General features: G+C 40.5%; 16 protein-coding genes and 1 tRNA gene. 7 read left to right on the top strand and 10 right to left on the bottom strand.

Annotation, left to right across the window (positions count from 1 at the left end; all coding sequences use genetic code 11):
• The first annotated feature begins 64 nt into the window (after positions 1-64).
• Positions 65-140, top strand: a tRNA-Phe gene (locus K5Q58_RS10835).
• 226 nt (positions 141-366) lie between these two features.
• On the opposite strand, the gene recJ is transcribed toward K5Q58_RS10835, so the two are convergent.
• The 4 genes from recJ to brnQ all read right to left on the bottom strand — a co-directional run bounded on the left by recJ (position 367) and on the right by brnQ (position 5473).
• Positions 367-2091: a single-stranded-DNA-specific exonuclease RecJ gene (gene recJ, locus K5Q58_RS10830; RefSeq protein WP_220753945.1), complete on the bottom strand. Its 1725-nt coding sequence runs from the start codon at positions 2089-2091 to the stop codon at positions 367-369.
• A gap of 140 nt (positions 2092-2231) precedes the next feature.
• On the bottom strand, positions 2232-2960 hold the full coding sequence (dsbC, locus tag K5Q58_RS10825; RefSeq protein ID WP_220753944.1) for a bifunctional protein-disulfide isomerase/oxidoreductase DsbC: 729 nt from the start codon (positions 2958-2960) through the stop codon (positions 2232-2234).
• Positions 2961-3125: 165 nt separating this feature from the next.
• Complete coding sequence (xerD, locus tag K5Q58_RS10820) at positions 3126-4028, bottom strand: site-specific tyrosine recombinase XerD (RefSeq protein WP_220753943.1); 903 nt, start codon at positions 4026-4028, stop codon at positions 3126-3128.
• 101 nt (positions 4029-4129) lie between these two features.
• Positions 4130-5473 carry a branched-chain amino acid transport system II carrier protein gene (gene brnQ / locus K5Q58_RS10815; RefSeq protein WP_220753942.1) on the bottom strand — a complete coding sequence of 448 codons (1344 nt, stop codon included), beginning with the start codon at positions 5471-5473 and terminating at the stop codon, positions 4130-4132.
• 450 nt (positions 5474-5923) lie between these two features.
• Here brnQ and K5Q58_RS10810 point away from each other — a divergent pair, with 450 nt between their 5' ends.
• From K5Q58_RS10810 to K5Q58_RS10795, 4 genes are all read left to right on the top strand, one after another.
• Positions 5924-6691, top strand: coding sequence for a tRNA1(Val) (adenine(37)-N6)-methyltransferase (locus tag K5Q58_RS10810; protein WP_220753941.1), 768 nt, complete (start codon positions 5924-5926; stop codon positions 6689-6691).
• Positions 6692-6782: 91 nt separating this feature from the next.
• Positions 6783-8006, top strand: a complete 1224-nt coding sequence (srmB, locus tag K5Q58_RS10805; protein ID WP_220753940.1) for an ATP-dependent RNA helicase SrmB — start codon at positions 6783-6785, stop codon at positions 8004-8006.
• A 291-nt stretch (positions 8007-8297) separates the two neighbouring features.
• Positions 8298-9503, top strand: a complete 1206-nt coding sequence (locus tag K5Q58_RS10800; RefSeq protein WP_220753939.1) for an efflux RND transporter periplasmic adaptor subunit — start codon at positions 8298-8300, stop codon at positions 9501-9503.
• Entirely contained in the window at positions 9503-12643 is a 3141-nt protein-coding gene (locus K5Q58_RS10795) for an efflux RND transporter permease subunit (RefSeq protein ID WP_220753938.1), read from the top strand. The genes K5Q58_RS10800 and K5Q58_RS10795 overlap by 1 nt, the downstream gene beginning before the upstream one ends.
• 101 nt (positions 12644-12744) lie before the next feature.
• Here the strand turns inward: K5Q58_RS10795 and K5Q58_RS10790 are convergent, their stop codons facing one another.
• The 3 genes from K5Q58_RS10790 to K5Q58_RS10780 form a co-directional block, all read right to left on the bottom strand.
• Complete coding sequence (locus K5Q58_RS10790) at positions 12745-13212, bottom strand: hypothetical protein (protein WP_220753937.1); 468 nt, start codon at positions 13210-13212, stop codon at positions 12745-12747.
• Positions 13212-14393, bottom strand: a complete 1182-nt coding sequence (locus K5Q58_RS10785; RefSeq protein ID WP_220753936.1) for a PepSY domain-containing protein — start codon at positions 14391-14393, stop codon at positions 13212-13214. Before K5Q58_RS10785 ends, K5Q58_RS10790 begins: the two co-directional genes overlap by 1 nt.
• Before the next feature lie 102 nt (positions 14394-14495).
• Entirely contained in the window at positions 14496-16595 is a 2100-nt protein-coding gene (locus K5Q58_RS10780) for a TonB-dependent siderophore receptor (protein ID WP_220753935.1), read from the bottom strand.
• A 361-nt stretch (positions 16596-16956) separates the two neighbouring features.
• Between K5Q58_RS10780 and K5Q58_RS10775 the strand changes: the two genes are divergently transcribed.
• Positions 16957-17631: a TatD family nuclease-associated radical SAM protein gene (locus K5Q58_RS10775; protein WP_220753934.1), complete on the top strand. Its 675-nt coding sequence runs from the start codon at positions 16957-16959 to the stop codon at positions 17629-17631.
• A 110-nt stretch (positions 17632-17741) separates the two neighbouring features.
• A complete protein-coding gene (locus K5Q58_RS10770; protein ID WP_220753933.1) occupies positions 17742-19973 on the top strand; it encodes a PAS domain-containing protein in 2232 nt (743 codons plus the stop codon).
• Between the two features lie 39 nt (positions 19974-20012).
• On the opposite strand, the gene K5Q58_RS10765 is transcribed toward K5Q58_RS10770, so the two are convergent.
• The 3 genes from K5Q58_RS10765 to K5Q58_RS10755 all read right to left on the bottom strand — a co-directional run bounded on the left by K5Q58_RS10765 (position 20013) and on the right by K5Q58_RS10755 (position 22779).
• Complete coding sequence (locus K5Q58_RS10765) at positions 20013-21404, bottom strand: hypothetical protein (protein WP_220753932.1); 1392 nt, start codon at positions 21402-21404, stop codon at positions 20013-20015.
• Between the two features lie 72 nt (positions 21405-21476).
• Positions 21477-22037, bottom strand: a complete 561-nt coding sequence (locus K5Q58_RS10760) for a hypothetical protein (RefSeq protein WP_220753931.1) — start codon at positions 22035-22037, stop codon at positions 21477-21479.
• On the bottom strand, positions 22021-22779 hold the full coding sequence (locus K5Q58_RS10755; protein WP_220753930.1) for a hypothetical protein: 759 nt from the start codon (positions 22777-22779) through the stop codon (positions 22021-22023). Before K5Q58_RS10755 ends, K5Q58_RS10760 begins: the two co-directional genes overlap by 17 nt.
• Between the last annotated feature and the right edge of the window lie 367 nt (positions 22780-23146).

Here is a 23146-nt window from a genome sequence, read left to right as displayed (position 1 = left end):
AAATAACCTTATCACTAAAAAAAAGTTGACTATAGACCGCAAAAAACGTTTAATTGCGTCCGTCGCCCGAATAGCTCAGTCGGTAGAGCAGAGGATTGAAAATCCTCGTGTCCCTGGTTCGATTCCGGGTTCGGGCACCATATTTAGATTTGGTGGCTACTGCGACCAAATAACAAAAAAGCCTCGCAATGCGAGGCTTTTTTGTATCTGTCTATTTTGTAATAAGTGTCAAACAGACTCGAATGAATACCAGTGCAGTTACTCAACTATACTGGCTTAAACAAAATAACGATGACCAAAATACTATTATCTATGTTGCTTTGTATAAACAGTCACTTTTCAACAATTGCTGTTATCCCCAAAAAGCTAGGCCGGCTCAATATAATCCACTAGCATTTGCACCGTTTGATTGCCTCTAAACTCGTTCACATCAAGCTTATAAGCCACTCTTGCATGCTTAATTGTCGCGTCCGGCCAAGTGGCTAAATCGACATTAAACGCTATCGCATCCATCATCACTGAACCACAGTCGGTTTCAAGTACTAACTTAAGGTGTTTCTCACCCACTATTCGTTGTTGGATCACGCTAAAGTGGCCATCAAAAAGTGGCTCTTCAAACGACTGCCCCCACGGACCAGACTCCCGTAATAAAAATGCAGTTTCAAGATTCATTAACTGAGCAGGTAACTCACCATCTGATAAAACTTCACCCGTTAGTTGTTCAGGCTTTAGTATTTCACGTACCGCTTTATCATAGGCTGCTTCAAACTCAATAAAGGCATCTGCTTTAAGCGATAAACCTGCAGCCATTGCATGACCGCCAAACTTGATAATCATGCCCGGATGACGGCTATTAATCAGCTCAAGTAAGTCACGCATATGCAGACCTTTGATTGACCTAGCAGAACCTTTAATTTCTCCATCGCCTGCATCAGCAAAAGCAATAACCGGTCGATGATATTTATCTTTGATCCTTGAGGCTAAAATTCCAATCACCCCTTGATGCCAATCATCTTGGAAAATGGCTAAACCCCAAGGCAATTTAGATTCATCTAGGGTGAGTTTTTGCAGGCTTTTAAGTGCTTCTTGCTGCATACCTGCTTCAAGTTCGCGGCGCTCACCGTTGAGGCCATCGAGTTCATCAGCCATTCTGCGCGCTAGCATCATATCTTCACATAAGAGGGTTTCAACACCCAATGCCATTTCATCAAGTCGACCTGCTGCATTAAGTCTTGGCCCTACTGCAAAACCAAAGTCAGATGCCACAATGCGATGTGGGCTTCGTTTGGCAACTTCTAACAGTGCGGTAATGCCTACACGACAGCGACCACTTTTGACTCGCTGAAGTCCAGCCTGAACTAAAATGCGGTTATTACTATCAAGAGACACCACATCTGCAACCGTACCTAGCGCCACAATATCTAAAAGGCTTCCTAGATTAGGTTCTGCAATATGATTATTTTGAAACCAGTCTCGGCTTTTAAGCTCTGCTCTTAAAGCTGACATCAAATAAAAAGCCACTCCGACTCCCGCAATCGACTTACTGGCAAACTGACAACCATCTTGATTCGGGTTAACGATAGCGTCTGCATCTGGCAGGCTTTTACCTGGTAGATGGTGATCTGTCACCACTACTTGCATGCCTAATTGCTTAGCTGCAGTAACACCATCAATTGATGAAATACCGTTATCAACGGTAATCAATAACTCTGCGCCTTTTGATTGTGCAACGGCGACAATTTCAGGACTTAAGCCATAACCATAATCAAATCGATTCGGAATAAGGTAATCAACTTTAGTCGCCCCCATCATCCGAAGAGCAAGTAAACACACACTAGTGGATGTGGCACCATCGGCGTCAAAATCGCCAACAATCAATATCGATTTTTGGGCAGCAATCGCATCGGCAATGATCGCGGCGGCTTCAGGCAAGCCCAACATAGTATCAGGTCTAAGTAGCTTAGATAGACTTAACTCACACCCAGTTAAATCGACATTTCGACGTGCATAAAGTTGTTTTAACAAAGGATGGATAGTCGCGGGTAAATGGCTGTCATCTACATCAGCACGGCGAACAATTTTGTGAGCCACAAATAAACCTTATCGATAGAAATGAAAAAAGATCAAAAGCAAGATAACAAAAAAGGCGAGCTAAGTGCTCACCTTTTATTAAAATAGCGCGATATAATTATATGAACGAGCCATCGACAACCATCATCAAACCCTACAAGTTAAATGTTAGTTTTAATGGTGTTTAATAACGCTTCTGGTGGCTGGTAACCTGGTACTAAAATACCATTTTCTAACACGATAGCTGGCGTGCCATTAATACCAAATGCTTGGCCTAAACGATATTGACCTTCGATGTTAGCATCACAACTAGCCGCTTTAACGTTACCGCCAGTTTTGGCATCTGTCATTGCCTTCAAAGGATCTTTAGCACACCAAACCGCTTCCATTTCCTGCGCGTTTGCAGATGGAATACCCGCACGAGGGTAAGCTAAGTAACGTACGGTAATACCTAGGTCATTATAACCGTCCATTTCTCTGTGTAGCTTTCGGCAATAACCACAATCTACATCAGTAAAGATAGTCACAACGTGCTTTTCGTTCTTAGCTTTGTAGACCAACATATCGTCTTCAAATGGTTTAAGCATATCAACACGAGGGCCGGCAAGAGCCGCTTCGGTCAAGTTTTGCATGCCATTTTTAAGATCGTACATGTTACCGTGAATTAGCTTAGTTCCATCGGGTGAAACATATAATACACCACGATCAGTAAATGCTTGATACAGACCATCAATAGGTGATGACTGGATTTTCAAAACATTGACACCAAGTACATCTGATACTTGTTTTTTCAATTCAGTTTCATTGGGGATATCTGTTGCTGAAGCTGCCTGTAGCAGAGGCGCAACAGCTAGCGTAATCGCAAAAGAGAATGCTTTGGTTAACTTCATTAATTAATCCTATTGGGTAAAACTGAATGTCTCAGCTAATACATAGACCTGATATTGTCGGCAAAAGTTACAGAGAATATTTTACTAAATCAACCTTAACTCTTTTATTGGTGACTACTACCACCAAATTTTAAGTAACAATTCATTATAGAGTGCTGCATATCACTAGCCTCTTGGGTGGTGCTCACTATGCAATTGCTGCAATCTAGCTTTGGCAACATGAGTATAAATCTGGGTTGTTGATAAGTCGCTGTGTCCTAATAAAAGCTGCACCACGCGCAAGTCTGCACCGTGATTCAGTAAATGAGTAGCAAAGGCATGGCGTAATGTGTGCGGCGATAAATGGCAATTAATGCCTGCCCGAATTGCATACAACTTTATTCGATGCCAAAAGGTTTGCCGTGTCATCATTTGACCGCGTTTAGACGGAAACAACACATCACTTTGCTTGTTATTCAGTAATTCAGCCCGTGCCGCTAATAAATATTGCTCAATCTCAGTCACTGCGAGTTCACCCAAAGGCACTAAGCGCTCTTTGCCGCCCTTGCCTACGATTCTCACTAGACCTTGACGCAGACTGATTTGCTCAAGCGTCAGGCTCACTAATTCAGTAACACGCAGCCCTGTTGCGTAGAGTAACTCCAGCATCGCTTTGTCGCGACACTCGATGGCATCTTCAACATTTGGCTCATCTAACAAAGCATCGATTTGGCTCTCGCTTAACGCATCAGGCAGTTGGCGTGCAAGTTTAGGTGACTCAATTAAACTGGTAGGGTCAATTTCAATAGTCTGCTTAACAATCAAATAGCCATAAAAACGACGCAGGCTACTAAGCAGTCTAGCAGTGCTAGTTTTAGCAAAATTATGTTCAACTCGATAGGCTAAATAATCTCGAATAGTTAGCTGATCAACTTCAATCAAGCACATACCTTGGCTCAGCACAAAACGTTCAAAATGACGTAAATCGGTACGGTAGGATGCAAGGGTATTATCACTTAAGCCTTTTGTTGACCAAAGGTCATCTAAAAAAGCATCTATGATGGGGTCAGCTTGATACTTATCAGTCACTTTTAATCCTAAAAAAACGGCGTTACTTCACATGAAGTAACGCCGTTAGTGTAACCAAAATTAGTTTACTTTGACAAAGTTTGTCATAAGTAAATAATTGATTAGCTTGCTGCAACAGTTTGGTTTTTAGCTGGCACAAATAAGCATGCCACAATCGCGATACCGACAGGTAATAACCAAGCCATACCTTCACTGTGAAGAGGCATAAAGCTTAAGAAGTTAATTTCGAAACCAGCAGCTTTTAAGCCATCAAACACACCGAAGAACAAGGCAACCGATAGCACTAAACGGTGCGAAAACTCAGGGCGTGCAAAGCGTTCAGTTAAGAAAGTAATTGCCACTAATGCAATCGCAACAGGGTAGATAGTCATCAATACTGGAATACTGATATTAATTAACTGAGTTAAGCCAACGTTAGCAACAGTTGCACATACTAAGCTGAAAAAGATAACGAATGCTTTATAAGAAACCTTTGGCAGCAATTCATTGAAGTATTCAGAACAAGCAGTGATTAAACCAACAGCAGTTGTCAAACATGCGATGCTCACGACAGCGGCCAATAACACAGTACCCATAGTACCGAACTCGTGGGTTACATAATTTGTTAGAATTTGACCACCATTTTCAGCGCCAGCTGCAATCTCACCTGCAGTCGCACCTAAATAGAATAATGAGATATAAACAAATGCTAAACCAGACGCAGCTATAATCGCGGCGCGAACAAGGTAACGAGTTTGCGCTTTTGATTCAGTGATGCCTTTCTTACGTAAAATATCAATAATCAACATACCAAAGATCACTGAAGCCAGTGTATCCATAGTGTTGTAACCTTCTAAAATACCTTTAGAAAGTGGGCTAGTAATATAGTCACCTGTTGCAGCACCTACTGCAGCGCTCGGAGTAACAATGACTGAAACCGCTAAACCCACTAATAAGAAAATCAAAATTGGGGTTAATACTTTACCCACGCTATCAAGCAACTTACCAGGGTATAAAGACAACACCATAGCTAAAGCAAAAAAGCCAATGGTGTAAAATAGTTGAGCTTGATTAAGCGCTAACGCGCCTATTTGAATAACCGCTTCTGCATTATCTAAAAACGGACGAGCGCCAATTTCAAACGCAACTAAACCAGTACGAGGCGCCGCGAATGCAGGGCCAATAATGATATAAATAGAGACAGCAAGTGCTGTTGCAGCAAAAGCGGGCAACATCGCCATGACCTTACCATTTGCCTTAGCGACTGCAATCAGGCCTGCAAGAGGTAAACCCACGGCTGTAACAAGAAAGCCCAACATTGCGAGAGTCATATTCTCGCCAGCTAACATACCTGCAAAAGGAGGAAAAATTAGGTTACCCGCACCTAAGAAAAATGCGAAAGTCATAAAGCCTAAGCCTAATGTATCGCCGATACTCATATTACTGTTTTGCACAAAATGCCCCATCTTGTTGTTTTGTTTTTTAACAAACTTAAGTGATTCATTGATAATTAGCTACCGCTAATCAAAACCAGCCTGTAAGAATGTAAACTTAAAATTACACTTAGTCATATTAAAAACTACTCATAAATGGTTATAAAAAAGCCATTTACTCGCTTTTACAATACTCATTTGTGAGTCGTATTTCATTTTCAGCCATTTAATTGCGCGAAACGCCTTTAAACGGGTAGGAACTAATATCAAATAGCGTTTAGATAAACAAGCGCAAAACCAGCACAATGCAAAATTAACCTTCATCTGAAAACAAGGTTAAAACTCACAAAACATTCCTGCTACAGGCCAACCACATAGCGCGCATTTAGCAACATCTACGCAACGCTAATTATTTTGGGGAATAAACTAAAAGCAGTTACCATGTGTCCTCTAAAGCACCATAGTTAATATCAGAATAAAACCATGCCATTTACCTTTAAGCAGTTCCACATTGATGATAGCCATTGCGGAATGCCTGTCAGTACTGACGGCGTCATATTAGGCGCTTGGGCAAAACTACCGATTACGACTGATGAAAATAAACCGAGAAACCGCTATCGTATTCTCGATATTGGTGCAGGAAGTGGTTTGCTATCATTAATGGCGGTCCAGCGAATCAATAACCTTAATACTGATGTCATTGCAGTTGAACTCGATGACGGTGCTGCCCAAGACTGCCATTTCAACTTTGAGCAAAGCCCATGGCATTCGCAGTTGAGGGGTCAGCACCAGAGTATTCAGCAATTTTCTGATGAGATTGCACGGTCTGGTTCTGCGTTATTTGATGCCATTATTTGTAATCCACCCTACTTTGAAAATGGTCCACAATCTGATGCTAATCAACGTGCAACAGCAAGACATACCAATACATTAAACTTTGAAACACTGTTAACGCATATTCAACAGTTACTCTCGGCGAATGGTACGGCAAGTCTGATCATTCCTATTCAAAGCGAACTTGGCTTTTTGGCCGCGCTTTCGCAAACTGAGCTGGTTATTACTGCCAAAACCACCATTTGCACAGTTGAAACCAAAGCCACTAGTAGGCTCCTTTTAGCGCTTAAACATCGTTCAGCCTTAAGCAAGCAACTACCCATACTAACCTCGTCAAATTTGATTATCTCAGACGGTAAAGGTCAGTACACAGAGGCAATGAAACAACTTTGCCGCGACTTTTATTTGAAACTTTAAGGTTTAATCTGCTTTTAACTGATTACTCTCTCGCTGAGATTAACAACTTAGGTTATAATGTCCGGCTATCAATCAGTGAGACCCAAAGCGCATGCTATTTGAAGATTTTGACCTAGATCCACGCCTATTAGACTCTCTAAAGGCCATGGGACATTTAAGCCCGACTACCGTTCAACAACAAACATTGCCAATGGCTATGGAACAACGGGACATTTTAGCTAAAGCGCCTACAGGTACCGGTAAAACTGCTAGCTTCTTGCTACCTGCTTTACAACACTTGATTGACTTTCCGCGCCGCTTTAACGGTCAAGCCAGAATATTAATTCTGACACCGACTCGTGAACTTGCTAGTCAAATCCATCGTTATGCTTGTCATTTAGCCACAGATCTTGAACTAGATGTTGGGATCATCACTGGTGGTGTGCCGTACGGGCCGCAGGAAGAACAACTTGAAGAAAATATCGATCTATTAATCGCCACACCAGGTCGTTTAATGGAATACCTCGATAAAGGTCAATTCGAAGCGACTGAAGTCGAAATGCTGATTATTGATGAAGCTGACCGCATGCTAGACATGGGCTTCTCATCAGTGGTTGAAACTATTGCGATTGAAGCTCAAGGTCGTAAACAAAACATGCTTTTCTCTGCCACCTTAGAAGGTAGCGGTGTTGCCCGTTTTGCTCACGTATTGTTAGAAGATCCTGTCACGATTGATGTTGAGTCTCCACGCAGCGAAAAAGCTAAAATCCACCAATGGGCTCACTTAGCTGATAACAATGCCCATAAATTTGCATTACTGTGCAACATCCTTCAGCAAGAGTCTGTTAAACGCACCATTGTTTTCGTTAAAACTCGTGAAGTGGTTGCTAGCCTTGAAGGCTTACTACTCAAAGCAGGTATTCCTTGTGCTTTCTTGCGTGGTGACATGGAACAAAAGAAACGTTTCCAAGCCTTAAGTAAGTTCAGTAAAGGTGAAGTGAACATTTTGCTCGCAACTGATGTTGCTGCACGCGGTATCGATATTGATGGTATTACTCATGTAATCAACTATGACATGCCACGCTCAGCTGATGCTTATGTTCACCGTATTGGTCGTACTGCCCGTGCTGGCGCAAAAGGGACTGCTATCTCATTAGTTGAAGCTCACGATATGCGTATCGTCAGTAAGATTGAGCGCTACATTGAACAACCATTAAAGCGTCGTTATATCGACGGCCTAAGACCTACGCACAAAGAGGCGAAGGTACCGGGTAAGAAAAAAGATAAAAACAAGATTGCTGCCAAGAAATCTAAGAAGAACAAAAAGAAGAAATAATATTTCTTGATTAACATTTTCATAAAGCCCTGAATTGTAAACACAGTTCAGGGCTTTTTTATGGTCTAAATTCGAATTTGTAGCGTAATCAACTACTCAAGCACAAAATAAATTTCCTGAAACATTTATTTCACAACTAACGCTTTTTCTTCAATTGGTTGTCTGTTAATTTAGAGCCTATAGTGCTCTAAGTTGTTAATATTTTAATAAGAAAACTGAGTTTGAGCTGAGTTTCAAGCAGAGCCGCCCTTTAGAGTTAACATTGTTGTTTTAGTATGGATACGTTTACCGATGAAAAGAATTTTAAGAATCCTCTCTCCTTTCCTTATTCTTATCGTGTTTATTGCACTGGCAGGCTTACTTGTCAGTACCCAGCAAGCACCTGAGCAAAAAGAAGAACAAGAAAAAATCGCCATCGTCGATGTAATAACGGTTGAGCAGCAAACCGTATCATTGAATCTTCCTTCTTACGGTGTGGTTAGCCCGAAGTATAAAACTCAACTGGTGACTGAAGTACAAGGTAGGTTAGTCAGCTTAGACCCAAGCCTTGTTGCGGGCGGAATCGTTCAGCAAGGGCAAGCTTTGGCTCAAATTGAACCTTCTGATTATCAAGCAGACTTTATTCAGGCGGAAGCGACACTTGCCCAAGCCAATGCCGCACTCAACGAAGAAATCGCTCGTGGCGAAGTCGCTAAGATTGAATTTAAGGATTTTGATAATGGCTTACCGCCAGAGCTTGGTTTACGTATTCCTCAGTTAAAGAAAGAACAAGCTAACGTAAAATATGCAAAAGCCGCATTAGCTAGAGCCCAGCGCAACTTAGAACGCACGGTCATTCGCGCACCATTCGATGGGATCATCAAAGCCCGTAATGTTGATTTAGGTCAGTACGTATCATTAGGGACAAACTTAGGCGAACTATACGATACTAGTATCGCAGAAGTGCGCTTACCGCTAACCAATAATGATCTCGCCTATTTAGAGTCTGTCGACAACCCTGATACCTCTGTCATCTTAAGTGCTTCCCTTGCCGGAAAATCATTTACTTGGAACGGCAATATTGTCAGAAGTGAGAATGTCATTGATGAGCAAAACCGCATGGTGTACTTGGTTGCAGAAGTAAAAGACCCGTACCTGCGCAATCAACGTCAAGAAGGTGAATTACCACTTAAATACGGCAGCTTTGTCACGGCAATAATTAAAGGCCGAACGGTAAACGGGATTGTTAAGCTCCCACGCTATGTCGTACGCCAAGATCAAGTCGCAATCATCACCGCTGACAATACGATAGAAATACGTAAAGTGAATATCGTGCGCACCGATATCGAAAATGTATTCATCAAAGACAGCTTAAAAACCGGTGAGCGCATTTCAATTACCGATATTAACAACATGGTGTCAGGTCAAAAAGTTAAACTGCTAGGTGAGCAACAAGAAGCTGAAATTGAGTCAGAACCTGATAGCGCGGAACAAATTACACTAGCAGGTGAGCAGTAATGGACAATAATAAAGGCATAATAGCTTGGTTTGCCCGTAATAATGTCGCGGCAAACCTACTCATGTTTGCGCTGCTAATCGGCGGTTTATTTAGCTCATTATTAATCAATAAAGAAGTCTTCCCGACTTTTGAGCTTAACTTACTCAATATTTCAGTTGCCTACCCAGGCGCAGCTCCTCAAGAGATTGAGGAAGGGATTAATATTAAAATCGAAGAGTCGATTCAAGATATTAATGGCATTAAAAAAGTCACCTCTGTAGCCAGTGATGGCGTCGGCTCAGTCACGATTGAAGTTGAAGATGGTTACGAAGTTCAGCAAGTATTAGATGAAGCTAAGCTACGTATCGATGCGATTTCTACTTTCCCCGATAACATTGAAAAGCCCAATATTTATCAGATAAAACCTGAGAACAATGTAATTTGGGTGTCTGTTTATGGGGATTTAAGCCTCCATGAAATGAAAGAAATGGCTAAGACCATACGTGATGACATTACCGACTTACCCGCTGTCACTCGTGCGCAAGTTACTGGTGTACGGGACTACGAAATAGGTATTGAGCTTTCTGAAGATAAATTACGTGAGTACGACCTAACCTTTTCTCAAGTGGCCCAAGCCGTACAAAACTCATCGATTGATTTACCTGGTGGCTCAATTCGCGCCCAAGATGGCGACATCTTACTTCGTACTAAAGGTCAGGCTTATACTGGGGAAGACTTTTCACGCATTGTAGTTACAACCCGCCCTGACGGTAGCCGTATTATGCTGCCAGAAGTCGCCACCATTAAAGATGACTTTGAAGAACGATTAGAGTACACCCGCTTTAATGGTAAACCTGCAGCAATTATCGAAATCACCAGTATTGACGATCAAAATGCGCTCAATATTTCAGAACAAGTCAAAGCCTATATTGCTGAACGTAAAACCACTTTACCCGCCAATATCCAGCTTGATACTTGGGGGGACTTAACTCACTACCTCGAAGGTCGTTTAAACATGATGTTGTCGAACATGTTTTACGGGGCTTTATTGGTGTTTATTATTCTTGCTCTGTTCCTAGATCTTAAATTAGCGTTTTGGGTGATGGTGGGATTACCAGTGTGTTTCCTTGGCACCATATTACTGATGCCACTGGAGCCATTTAACCTATCAATCAATATGCTAACCCTGTTCGCCTTTATTCTGGTGCTGGGGATAGTGGTGGACGACGCCATTGTCATAGGTGAGAGTGCCTATAGTGAAATTGAAAAGAATGGCCAATCACTCACTAACGTGATTACTGGCGTACAAAAAGTTGCGATGCCAGCAACCTTTGGGGTACTAACAACCATTGCTGCATTTATTCCGATGATCATGGTTTCAGGACCAATGGGGATCATTTGGAAATCGATCGGTATGGTCGTTATCCTTGCATTAGCATTCTCGCTCATTGAATCAAAATTAATTTTGCCTGCGCATTTAGCCCACATGAAAGTGAAGAAAAAGCGCCCTCCAACCAATATTTTTTCGAAGTTTAAAGTGAGGCTCAATGAGAAACTGCAATACTTTATTCATAATCAATATCGCACCTTTCTAGGCAAGTGCATTGAAATTCGTTACAGCGTTGTAGCCATATTCATTGGCGTATTAATCCTGTCTTTGGCGTTAGTTGCTAGCGGAAAAGTGCGCTGGGTATTCTTCCCTGATATCCCCTCAGACTTCATTCAAGTTCAGCTTGAAATGGAAGAAGGCAGCTCTGAACTTAACACCTTAGATGTGGTGCAAAAAGTGGAAGAAGCCTTGTATGCCATGAATGATAAGTTTGCAAATGAAGTTGGCTCAGACGTGGTGAAACATAGCTTTATCAATATGAGTTCAAGAAGTTCTGCGTTCATTTTTGCCGAACTGTCAAAGGGCGAAGATCGTGAGATAGACGGGGTGACGATTGCAGAAGAATGGCGTAAACAGTTACCTGAGTTATTATCAGTTAAAAAGCTCAACATCGCTGCCAGTACAAATGATACCGGTGGTGATATCTCTTTTAGATTAACCTCAAGTAACTTAAGCCAACTATCTGAAGCCTCAAAAGAGCTTAAAAAGAAGCTTGCCTCCTATGAAGGTGTTTACGATGTTTCAGATAATTTCTCGTCAGGCAGCCAAGAGATTCGCCTCAATATCCGCCCAGAGGCTGAAGCGCAAGGACTGACATTATCAGATTTAGCGCGCCAGGTTCGATATGGTTTTTACGGCTATGAAGCTCAGCGTATTCTTCGTAATAAAGAAGAAGTGAAAGTGATGGTACGTTACCCACTTGAACAGCGTCGCACCATTGGCCACCTTGAAAACATGCTAATTCGCACACCTCAAGGTGTTGCAGTGCCCTTCTCAACAGTGGCAGATATAGAGTTGGGTGAATCTTTTGCATCGATAACACGTGTTGATGGCCGCCGCGCGATTACCATCTCAGCAAACGTCAACAAGAATACCGTTGAGCCATCAAAAGTGGTAAACGAAATTCAACAAGAGTTTTTACCTGAGCTTACTGACACTTACAAAGAAGTGAACGCTTCCTTAGATGGCGGAAGTCAGGATGAGCAAGATGCAATGCTAGGCTTGCTGCAAGGTTTCTTCTTTGCCATGTTTACCATTTACGCATTAATGGCAATACCACTTAAATCTTATACTCAACCCATGATCATCATGTCAGTGATCCCATTCGGCATGATTGGCGCGCTGTTCGGCCACTATATTCTTGGGTTATCAATGAGTGTATTGAGTCTGTGTGGCATCGTGGCACTAGCGGGGGTTGTAGTAAATGACTCATTGATTTTAGTCGACTTTGTTAACCGAGCCCGCAAAGAAGGCCATTCAATTTTGGAGTCTGCGATTAATTCTGGTTGTTACCGTTTCAGAGCAATCATTTTAACCTCAATGACGACCTTTGTTGGTTTAGTGCCGATATTGCTCGAGAAAAGTCTACAGGCCAAAATTGTCATTCCAATGGCGACTTCACTAGCCTTTGGTATCTTATTCTCCACTGTAGTGACACTGATTTTAGTACCTGTGCTGTACATTATTTTAGATGATGCAAAGCGCCTTTTACGCAGGTTATTTAACTGGTGGTGGCAACCTAAAAACGACGATGATGAAGCTTATAATTAACTGTTAATGGTAAGAATTAGTTACCTTAAAAAGGGAGCTTTGCTCCCTTTTTATCATTACATTAATACAGAACAAAAGTCCGCATCGGTACTAAATTAGCATTACTGATGTAAATTTTTAGGTATTGCCCAACTTACGGTTTTCAATTTCCCTTGCCAATTTTCTATCGTTAACCAAGCTCTATGATCTGCTTGAATTACTTTAGGTGCAATAGCATGTACTTCTTGCGCATGCTGACTTCCGTGCAAAATCCCTGCGTCAGCATCCTGCATATCAGCAAGTGATAAGGGTGCTGCACCAATATTAAAATAAGCCTGTCGAATATCGGCAACTTCACCCTGACTAAATAATAATAAAAAGTCTTTAGTGTACGTCCCGTCATGCATATAAGGTGAATTAAGGTTATATGGCATTGGCGTGACTTCGAATGAACCTATCGACTTCGTGCTCCAAGCATCTGGGAACTGTGGGAATAAGTTTTTATACAAGAAAAAACAACTTAAAATCAGCACAAGCCCGTTTACTTTATACTTGTAGCGATCCCACATACTGTTAGATAAACGCGCCATTATTTTCCATCCTGTTGAACTAAATGAGTTACAGGTACTTTAGAGAAAATAGACCTTTGATTATCAGTATCTTTAGCAGCTTTCACTGTTCGACCACCCCAGATTAAAAAACCTGTTATGGACATCCCTGTTAATAAGGCACCAAATATAAACCAAATAATTTTTGTCCACAGTCCACCGATATTGCCATAATGTAAAGGGTTGGCGATATGGGATAAGGTTTGTAACGCATTCATTTTCTCAGGGGATCTTTCGCTCTCAACCTTGCCAGTCCAAGGATTGACCGTCACTCCATAAGAATACTGATCATAAAAGATTCCATCACCTTCACCATAAACTTTATATGTATCTCTAAAGTGCTCAGGTAGCATAATGTAAGTGCTTTTGAAGTTTGGAAATTTCTGCTCTGCAATGTTAACCGCATCAGCTAAGCTGTACGGCCTAACTGGAACATCAGCTACACCATATGGAAGTTGACTAACTTCAACTACAGGGGCATGAGCTTCAATTTCAATATCATTTTGCCACATAATGGCTTGAGCTAAATACCATAAGCCCGTGATGCTCATGAGTATTAAAAACCACATCGACCACACTCCCGCTAACCGATGTAAATCAGCTAAAAACGTTTTCTTTCCTTGATGTATTCGTAACTTAGGTTGGGTGTACGATCGCCAAAACTTTTTATAAATCATTAGGCCAGAAACCAGTGCACCCAACATAACAAACGCCATGAAACAAACAAGGTAATAGCCAATGCTATAGCCATTTTGCCATGGAAAAAACAGCCAAGCATGCAACGAACGCATAAAAGATTTAAAAGTAAGACCTTGGATAACCTCTTGAATTTCACCTGTATATTGATTTACATAAGCAATGGCGTAAGGTTTATCGCTATCGGTAAATATAACCGTATTGGCTATATAAGATTCAAAACTCATTACAGTAGAGATACTGGCTGTCGGATATGCATTTTGAACAATATCAACCAGTTGAGATTTAGGCTTTTCAGCTAATTGTTGAGGATTACTTGCACGCGAGTCAGGATTAGTTAACCAAGTCAACTCATGACTAATGACTGATATCGTTCCGGTTAGGCAAACGAAACAGAATATTATCCAAATGGGTAAAGAGAACAAGCCATGAAGCTTGAACCAAAATCGATTACTAAGTTTTGCCATGTTAATTCCGAAATTTATGCAACTAAACACTGAACAGTCAAAGTACAAAGCCTGACGGGAAATTCCACGCCAGACTTTGATTATCAAGAGCGACTTGCTCATTTACCACATATACTTAATGCTACCAACGATGCTACGTGATTCACCGTAGTAGCAGTACCAATTACAAGCCGATATGTATTCATCATCAAGTACATTATTCACGGTGAGTTGTGCACGCCAGCGAGTATTGATGTCGTATTGGACCGATGCATCCCATATCCAATAAGCCGGTACCTTGATGGTTTCAGTTGTCACGGTTGAGTCTTCAGAATCATAAGATGAACCAACGTATCGAACCCCTGTAGCAACACGTACTTGGGGCAACATTTGGTAATCGAGATATACTGATGCCTGATGACGTGGGATCATCGGAGAACGCTTCTCGCCTGTATCGTCATTATTATCGATGTGAGAATCTGTATAAGTGTATGCTGTATTAACTTTAAGTTCGTCAGTAACTTGTACTACAGCTTCAAACTCAATACCTTGCGAGACCATTTCACCTGTTTGAGTAGCACCAAATAACCAATTCCCATCAGGGTCTTGAGCACTTGTACTCACAAGGGCATTAGTTTGCTTTAAGTTATACCAAGCCAGATTAAAATAACCATCCATATAATCAGGTGTATATTTAAAACCAACTTCTGTTTGCTTACCCTCTAACGGCTTATAAAGTTCGCCTGTTATTTGATCAACCGTACTGATCACTTCAAATGACTCTGCGTAACTCACATAGGGGGTGAAGCCAAAATCACTGCGATACATTAATCCTACATTAAATGAAAACTCGTTGTCGACACGGTCATATTGCTTATTGTTGGTCAAATCTTCGTTCTGAGTATCTACATAATCATAGCGACCACCCACAATACCAATCCAGCGGTCATCTAGTACAAGTTGATACTGACCATAGGCACTCAACTGATTCTTATCAATACGGCGCTCTAAGGCATCACTTGTGTCTAATGGATCAGAGTTCCCCGGAGTGAAATTGAATGGATCAATAATGTCATAGGCATAATTGTCCAACTCTTTACCTTCATTTTGGTGGCTTTGAACATCGAGTCCTAATAGCAGGGTTTGTTCTGTGCGATCTCCAGACCAGTTACCAATAAATCGATTATCGAGGGTGATGCTTTGTAACGTTCCCTCACGATATGTCACTCCTCTAGCATAAGTATCGCCAGAAGGATCTCCCCAGTAAGGTGTCGACATAATGTAAGTACTATTTAACAGCAAGTCGTTATAAGCGTAATTGAAATTTTGCTCAAAATCCCAAGTATCATTAATGATATGCTCTAGCTGAAAACCTGCAGTCACTTGGGTTCTGCGGCTGACATCATAATCTGGCTCGCCAAAATTAGTTGTTGGATCAATTTCACCACGAGTGTCATCCACTTGCGTGCCAATCGCAGGAAAGAAACCATTCGTAGGCGTGCCATCATCATGAATGGCAGATGCTAATAAAGTTAACGTCGTGTCTTCCGACAAGTCCATTTCTAAACTTGGCGCGATGTAATAACGAGTATTCTCAGTATCATTAAGTTCACCGTCTGCCTGACTAAACTTACCCACGACACGAAAACGCTTATCGTCAGTAATCTCATCCGATACATCGAAAGCAACACGAGCAGTATCTTTATTACCTATTTGAACATCCACTTCTCCTGCGGGTTCAAGTTTAGGCTTCTTTTGCACTGCATTCACAACGCCACCAGGAGGTGCTTCGCCGTATAAAATTGAAGCGGGACCTTTGAGTATTTCAACTTGCTCTAATCCATAAGGTTCGAGCATCCATACATAGAAGCCATCTTTAAATAAACGGCTACCATCAAGGTAAGTAGCTGCCTCGAAACCGCGAACAGTTAACCAGTCTGTATCGTTATCAGCTCCATAAGGCGAAGACAACACCCCTGAGGTATAGCGAAAACTTTCATCCAGCTTATTAACATTACGAATTTCAAGATCATCTCGTTCCACAACAGACACTGATACAGGCGTCTCGGCCATTGGAGTATGGATTTTCAGGGCTGAAGCTGTAACTTGAATTTTTTCCATTTCAGGCAGTTCTTGTTCAGCGTAAGCTGAATTACTGCTAAATAGAGCTAGGGATAATGCTAAATACACAGGAGAAAGTTTCTCTGCTTTGACTGGTAACATGATAGAGGTATCTCATAAATCACTACAATAATTATGAGAAGTATTATCATTAAGATTTGCAATCATAACAAGGCGATTTTTGAGGTGGCCTTCACAGAAAACGAACAATCTCTCAAAAAACAACGTCAATTAATAATTTTACGTTAACCAGTGTAATAACTGACAATAAATTCTAGTAATCATATACAGCTTTTAGTTGACCTTACACAGCTCAGTCTTCGCAAAATTAATAACCACAGTTTGTTCCCAAATCAGCTCCATAGGCTAATAAAAATTGCTTAAATTGCGAGTTAATAAACGGATATCCCTTTAAAAACTCTTTAAACTACCAAATTGGCTTTTGTTTTAGGTTTTAACTTACATGCACAACTCAGCAAAAAATCATAAACTTACTCTAGATCCATCGTCTATTTCTACAGTAACAGAACAAGATCATCACTCATCAACATTGGTTTATGATATCCGCCAAAGCCGTTACCTTAACATCACTGGTCGCTGCACATTACGATGCCAGTTCTGCCCAAAGCACAACGGCTCTAAACAAGTACATCAATATGAGTTATCACTTGATAAGCAAGTAAAACCAGCTGACATCATCCCTCTATTAGGTCATGTTTCAGACTTTGATGAGTATGTTTTTTGTGGTTATGGCGAGCCTACACTTAACTTAGAAACACTTCTAACAGTTGCAACTCATATCAAAGCGCAAGGTGGGAAAACACGCCTAAATACCGATGGTTTAGGTAATTTATTTCATCGGCGTAATATCCTGCCAGAGCTGGCAACATGTATCGATAGTTTATCAATTTCATTAAATGCTGATACTGAAGCCCTTTATCTTCAACATTGCAGACCAAAGCTAAAAGGCGCTTATGAAGCACTGTTAGCGTTTATTGAGTTAGCACCCCAATATATTTCCCAAGTTCAAGTCTCAGCGATTAACGGCCTAGATCAAGTCGACATCGAACAATGCCGTAAGATAGTGGAACAAAGAGGAGCTGAGTTTAAACAACGTGAACTTGATATTGTCGGTTAACCTGAAACAAGTATGGTAAAAATTTAGTTAAAAAAGCTTTACTAAGGTCAACCTAGTAAAGCTTTCGTGATAACATTGGTTATATCGGGACTGTTAATATAAGTAAGTGAATGTTTAAAAGACAAACCAATAAAAACGTCTCAAAGTTTCTACTCATTTCAGCGCAAGATATCCACTGGAGTCGTCAACAGATCTTAGCCTTAGCAAGCCAAGTCTCTGTGATGGTTATCAGCATCATTATTTTCACCACAATGCTACTCAATTTAGGCGAACGTCGCCTGCAAGAAGATTGGGCCGATAAGCGTTACAGTGAATTACAAACTGTTGGCACACTGGCCTCAGATAAAGTTAACTTCTTAAAATTTCGCACACAAGCTTTCGCCAAAGCTGAGTTAATGAATCAGTACTTAAAAAATCCTTCAGAACAACAAAAGCAAAAGCTAGTCAACAATTGGTCCGGGTTACTGAATCATATTCCAGAACTTTTAGGCTTAACTTTATTTGATCCTCAAGGTAATAAACGTATTGCTAGCACTGATGCTTTTGATAACGTGCCACTCCCTGACGTTGTTCTTAATGGCGACAAAACTATGGGCGGCAATGACGTTTTTTCATCACAAATAAAATTTGTACCCATTAATGGTAAGCTAATCCCTTTTGTTTACCAGCTTGCTTGGATAGAAAACCCTGATCAAAGTATTCGTGGATACTTAGTGACTTATAATTCGATAATCGAAGTTCTGCAATCGATTAAACCTGCCTTTTTTAACCACAACACACCGCTATTATTATTAGGTGAACAAGGCAAATTATATTCAGGCGCAGGACAACAAAATCCACTCAAAAAAATGCCTAATACCTTAGGCGATAGCTTACAGCAAAGTTACCCTAGCCTTTGGCAGCAAATGGCTAATACCAATTTTGGCCAATATCATAATGATGTTGGAACATTTGTTTTTCTTAAAATAGAACTTGCTGCGCACGATACCCTCATTAGAGAGTATTTTTTGCTTTCATATATTCGCCATGAAGATATTGCCGCAAGGTTTGAGCAATGGCGTTATATCTTGATCTTTTTCGGAACACTCATCGGTTTACTCGCGACAGGCTTATTATTCACTCGCCACCGTTTTCAACTTGAGAGAACCGCAAACGCTAACAGCATCAATTTATCAAGTAACTTGTTTAATGTTCACCAAAGTTGTTTATTAGTAAATAATAGCGGACGAATTATTAAAGCAAATCAAAAGGCTGCTGAAACCTTATCTTTAGAGATTGATGAACTGTTAGAGAGAAGGTTACAGCGCATACTGCAATTAGAAGATCACACTTATCAAACGTTAGTTCAGTCAATGAATGATAATAAGCGCTGGACTGAAACCATTAGCTTTAACGATCAGCCTTGCACGATTAATTTATGCGTTCAGCCTGGTAAAACAAACTTAACCAGCGAAAGTTATTGGGTCGTCACCTTTGAAAATATCACTGAATTATCTGCAGTAAAACAGCAAGCTTACAGTTATCGATTACTTTCAGAAAGTGACGTTGCTACCGCTTTGACCGACGTAAATGGTGAACTCATCAAGTTCAACCATAAGTTCAAAAAACTGTTGGATGTAGAAGATAACAGCAATGCTAGTATTGTTGAGTTACTGGGTGAAGAGGTGACTCAGCAATGGGCCGATATTTCTAGTCGTTTAAGTTTACAAGGTAAGTGGAAAGGCCAAATTATTGCCAATACGGGCACACGATTTGCCAATAGCCTTAAAGCAAGTATTCAAGCCGAACATTCCATTGATGGTGATATCGAATACTTAGTAATAACACTGCAAGTTTTAAAGCAGCAAACATCGATAAAGCAGTTGCCTTCACAACAATCGCCGTTAAGTTCGATGGTTTTGCCATTATCAGAGCTTGAAGTACACTTTAGTACCTTAACAGAGCCTAATCGTGAACAAACGTGTTTAATGATAATGGACATTAACCCTGAAGGGTTAATCAGCCATATCAGCGATATCGATCACCTCGAAAAACGTCAAAAAGACATTGAGATCCAATTGCTCATCGACTTGCCCACCGGATACCAAATTGCTCATTGGCGTTTGGGCTCATTAGTCATTTTACTGCCTCTGAGCGATTCTATTCAGGCACATAAATATGCCATGAGCACTATGGATAGATTAGAGCAAAATGACTTAAATGAAGGGATTAATATTGGCATTGCTGGCTACCCTGAACAGCAAAGCTTTGAAGGTTACTTAGCCAATGCAGAGGTAGCACTTAAGCGCGCAAAACAAACTGGCGACCAAAATATTTGCCAAGCCTTTACCCGTAAAGTTTAACCTGTAGTTCAGCTGGCTATCGCTTAATTACTTTGCCGCTTAGTCGCTCATTTCTAATAAGTTATTAGGTAACTTGCTGCGAGTAATTTCAATAATATTGGAGCGGCTCATGACCACTTTATAACGGGCGTATTCTAATGGCCCTTTACCATCCTTTAATACCGCCACTAAATTAACTTGGTAACGCCTTTCAACTGATTCATTGCTGACCTTACCGTCTTGTTCTTTATATATTTTTGCCTTACCGCGCTCTAGGTGCCTTGCAAAAGGCACTAAGCTGAAATTCACTTGTTCCTGTATTTGTGAATAGCCCGCTTCAAAGTCTTTGTTAGTGACTTTGGTAGCAATCCGATAATGCAGTACCTCTGCATCAACCTTATTTTGACTATGACGCTGTTTCATAATTTCAGCGACTTCAGCAGGAATGTCTTGTGGCCGAGTAAAATCAAGCCAGACAAGTTGTTTCGCCACTACTGTTTTAGTGGTGGTATCACGAAGAATACGACTCCAGCGAGGACGACCACGTTGAATGAAACGCCACAGCGCATTGCGAACATCTTCTTTAAAAATTTCCCTAAAACCATAAATAATCGCTAACGTAACGATTAAACTCATGGTTAAGCCGCTAAAGACGCCCTGAGCTTTAATAATCATTGCAGAGACAACCAACATCACCAAGGTTGTCGCTAAGCCTGTGACAAACTTTTTAAGGCCGACACCAAGGGTTTTCAGTTCTTCTTTAAGTACCACACCTTGTTGGATCAAACGCCGCAGTAGCAACATCTTATTAGAGATACGATTAGCGTCTTGCTTAGTGCCTGCCGAGTTGTACTTTTTCTCTTCTTCACGGTAATGATTTTCAGCACGGCACAAGTTAACTATCTGCTCTTTAATATCACTGTAATCAGCATTGCGTGGACGATACGCTAGAGTTTTAAGTAACTGCTGCTCACAGAACCAAGACAGGTAATTGTCTGCATTAGCAAAATAAGACTGTAATCGCTCTTCGCTTGGCTCGTTACGACGAAACTTTTTTAGTAATTGAGAGACTGACTTTCCAAGCTCGTCTAAAGCGGGGTAAAACTCTTCTGCCTCAGTAATTTGTCTTAGCTCTTTAGCATCTGTTTCAATAGCGACAGCAAATTGATAGGCGAACAAGTTGAGGTAAAAACGGAACTCTTCTTTAGTCCGCTTATTGATACTGACAAAACGGTTTTGTACTAAAGGTAAATGCAATCCTTTAGAGTAATATGAGCGTCGACCGACTATCGCACTATGATAGTACTCTTCTTCATCTAAGGTTTTATCACCAATGCCCATTTCGGTAGGCAAATAAAAATATAAATCCAACGCACGTTGATGCCCAACCTCCATTTGATGGCTGAACTTAATAGATAATGCTTCTTCTTGTTTTACTTTGATTTTTGCCACTGAGGTGGACTCAATAACGGAGAATATAGCTACTATAGCGAATTTAATTAAAAATGAGAAAAGAGATATGAATTAATCGTGTAATCGACAAGCCCAAAGTGTGTTGTAGGGACTGAATTTAATCAAAATAAAATCTTTTTTAGTATCCATTTCTAACACTTGTAAAGCCACACTTATATCACTACCAGTCACAAGCATACTCTTGACTTCGTCGAGTTCATTAACCAAATAATCTTGCAACTGCGGATCGTCAAGCTGGTATTGTGCATCGGTGATTTTCAAATCTAATTGGTACATTAATTTACCAATTTCAAGCTCTTTCAACTTCCCCTTTAACGAGACTAACTCTCGTTCACCTTCTTTCTCAGCAGTATAGTAGTCCAAATTAATTTGTTTGTTTTGAACCGTTAATGAAAGATAAAGGGGTTCATGTTGGTGGTTCATTATAACATTATCCACCATTTCAAATTGGTATATCTTGCTATTACAATCAAACGCCCAAACACTTCGAGAGTCGGCAAAATTTTCAAGCAACAATATCGAACAACAAAATACTGTTATGCTGATGAATAAAAACACCACTCGACCAAGCTTAGTTAATAGAAATTTAGCAATTCTAGTCAGCACAGACATTGACCTCTTTTAACCAAGCTGGATTCACTACTGATTGCTCGATAGATTCTCTAATCAATTTAATATTGTGAAACTTCCAACCGTCTAAAGTGCGCTTTATCAGGACGACACTGACCGTTTTATTATCACTAGCTGTTGTTGCGGTAATACTATCCCAAAGCATCACTGGACACTTTTTCAGTTCACTAAGTGCATGGTTAGCTCGGAATATGAGTTTGTCACCTTGATACTCTTCACCAGAAGAATAGATGCTTAATGTTGCTAAGTTGCCTTGCTGGGTAAAAAATCGCTCACTAAACGCTGGTACAATATAGTCAGGATCATTTAAGTTTGAATACACGAAATACGAAGCTATTAATGTCATTAAAATAATCAGTATATAATGGGCATTAGAAATAACTTTGACTGGCGTATCCAGTAAACTCGAATGATTGACTGCAACTTTGTTATATAAAATTGCGCCTTGATCTGTGATTAACTCAATTAAACCACGGTGATTACTGCCAAAGTAGTCTTGAAAGTTTTCAATGACTTGTTCCATCTCTGCTATAGATAGTTTTTGTTGATAACCATCAAGCCCTTCTGGAAATGATAACAATTCGATAGGCACAACATGACCCCGATGTTTAGCAAGTATGCTTAACACCCAGTACTCATTATTATTGAGTTGCCATTTAGTAGCATTGGATTGGTTGATAAGCTCTTTGTGCTCACCATCAAACCAACAACAACCGATTTGCATGCCGTAATATTCTCTTAAGTCAATATGGAAAAATATTATACGCCAGCAAAATGAGGTAATTTGTGATCAAAACAACTGATAACTCTCCAAGCTTAAATTTCGTGAACTAGACCTCGTAATTTCGAACCTGATCTTTAATAAATCTAAACCTAAAGATACAAGTGTTAACAACCTTAACAATTGCAGCGATTATATCAGTACGTTAGTAGAACAAAAAACGAACTAACATACAGACCTATCCAACCATGACTGTAAATGCAAGCTCCAATATACGAATATTCCACCTGCAGAAATGTAACACTCGTAACAAATAATATAAGCGTTGCCAAGAGGTTAACTTTCGTTCACACCAATGGAGTAAAATAAA

This window comes from Shewanella sp. KT0246 (genome assembly GCF_019654955.1).
In the GTDB taxonomy this organism is placed as follows: domain Bacteria; phylum Pseudomonadota; class Gammaproteobacteria; order Enterobacterales; family Shewanellaceae; genus Shewanella; species Shewanella goraebulensis.
This window is presented reverse-complemented; position numbering and strand designations above follow the sequence as displayed.

Bases quoted from the DNA above. Each gene is read 5' to 3' on its own strand.
- dsbC (WP_220753944.1), bottom strand. From the start codon at position 2,960: ATGAAGTTAACCAAAGCATTCTCTTTTGCGATTACGCTAGCTGTTGCG.
- brnQ (WP_220753942.1), bottom strand. From the start codon at position 5,473: ATGGGGCATTTTGTGCAAAACAGTAATATGAGTATCGGCGATACATTA.
- K5Q58_RS10810 (WP_220753941.1), top strand. From the start codon at position 5,924: ATGCCATTTACCTTTAAGCAGTTCCACATTGATGATAGCCATTGCGGA.
- srmB (WP_220753940.1), top strand. From the start codon at position 6,783: ATGCTATTTGAAGATTTTGACCTAGATCCACGCCTATTAGACTCTCTA.
- K5Q58_RS10800 (WP_220753939.1), top strand. From the start codon at position 8,298: ATGAAAAGAATTTTAAGAATCCTCTCTCCTTTCCTTATTCTTATCGTG.
- K5Q58_RS10795 (WP_220753938.1), top strand. From the start codon at position 9,503: ATGGACAATAATAAAGGCATAATAGCTTGGTTTGCCCGTAATAATGTC.
- K5Q58_RS10790 (WP_220753937.1), bottom strand. From the start codon at position 13,212: ATGGCGCGTTTATCTAACAGTATGTGGGATCGCTACAAGTATAAAGTA.
- K5Q58_RS10785 (WP_220753936.1), bottom strand. From the start codon at position 14,393: ATGGCAAAACTTAGTAATCGATTTTGGTTCAAGCTTCATGGCTTGTTC.
- K5Q58_RS10780 (WP_220753935.1), bottom strand. From the start codon at position 16,595: ATGTTACCAGTCAAAGCAGAGAAACTTTCTCCTGTGTATTTAGCATTA.
- K5Q58_RS10775 (WP_220753934.1), top strand. From the start codon at position 16,957: ATGCACAACTCAGCAAAAAATCATAAACTTACTCTAGATCCATCGTCT.
- K5Q58_RS10770 (WP_220753933.1), top strand. From the start codon at position 17,742: ATGTTTAAAAGACAAACCAATAAAAACGTCTCAAAGTTTCTACTCATT.
- K5Q58_RS10760 (WP_220753931.1), bottom strand. From the start codon at position 22,037: ATGTCTGTGCTGACTAGAATTGCTAAATTTCTATTAACTAAGCTTGGT.
- K5Q58_RS10755 (WP_220753930.1), bottom strand. From the start codon at position 22,779: ATGCAAATCGGTTGTTGTTGGTTTGATGGTGAGCACAAAGAGCTTATC.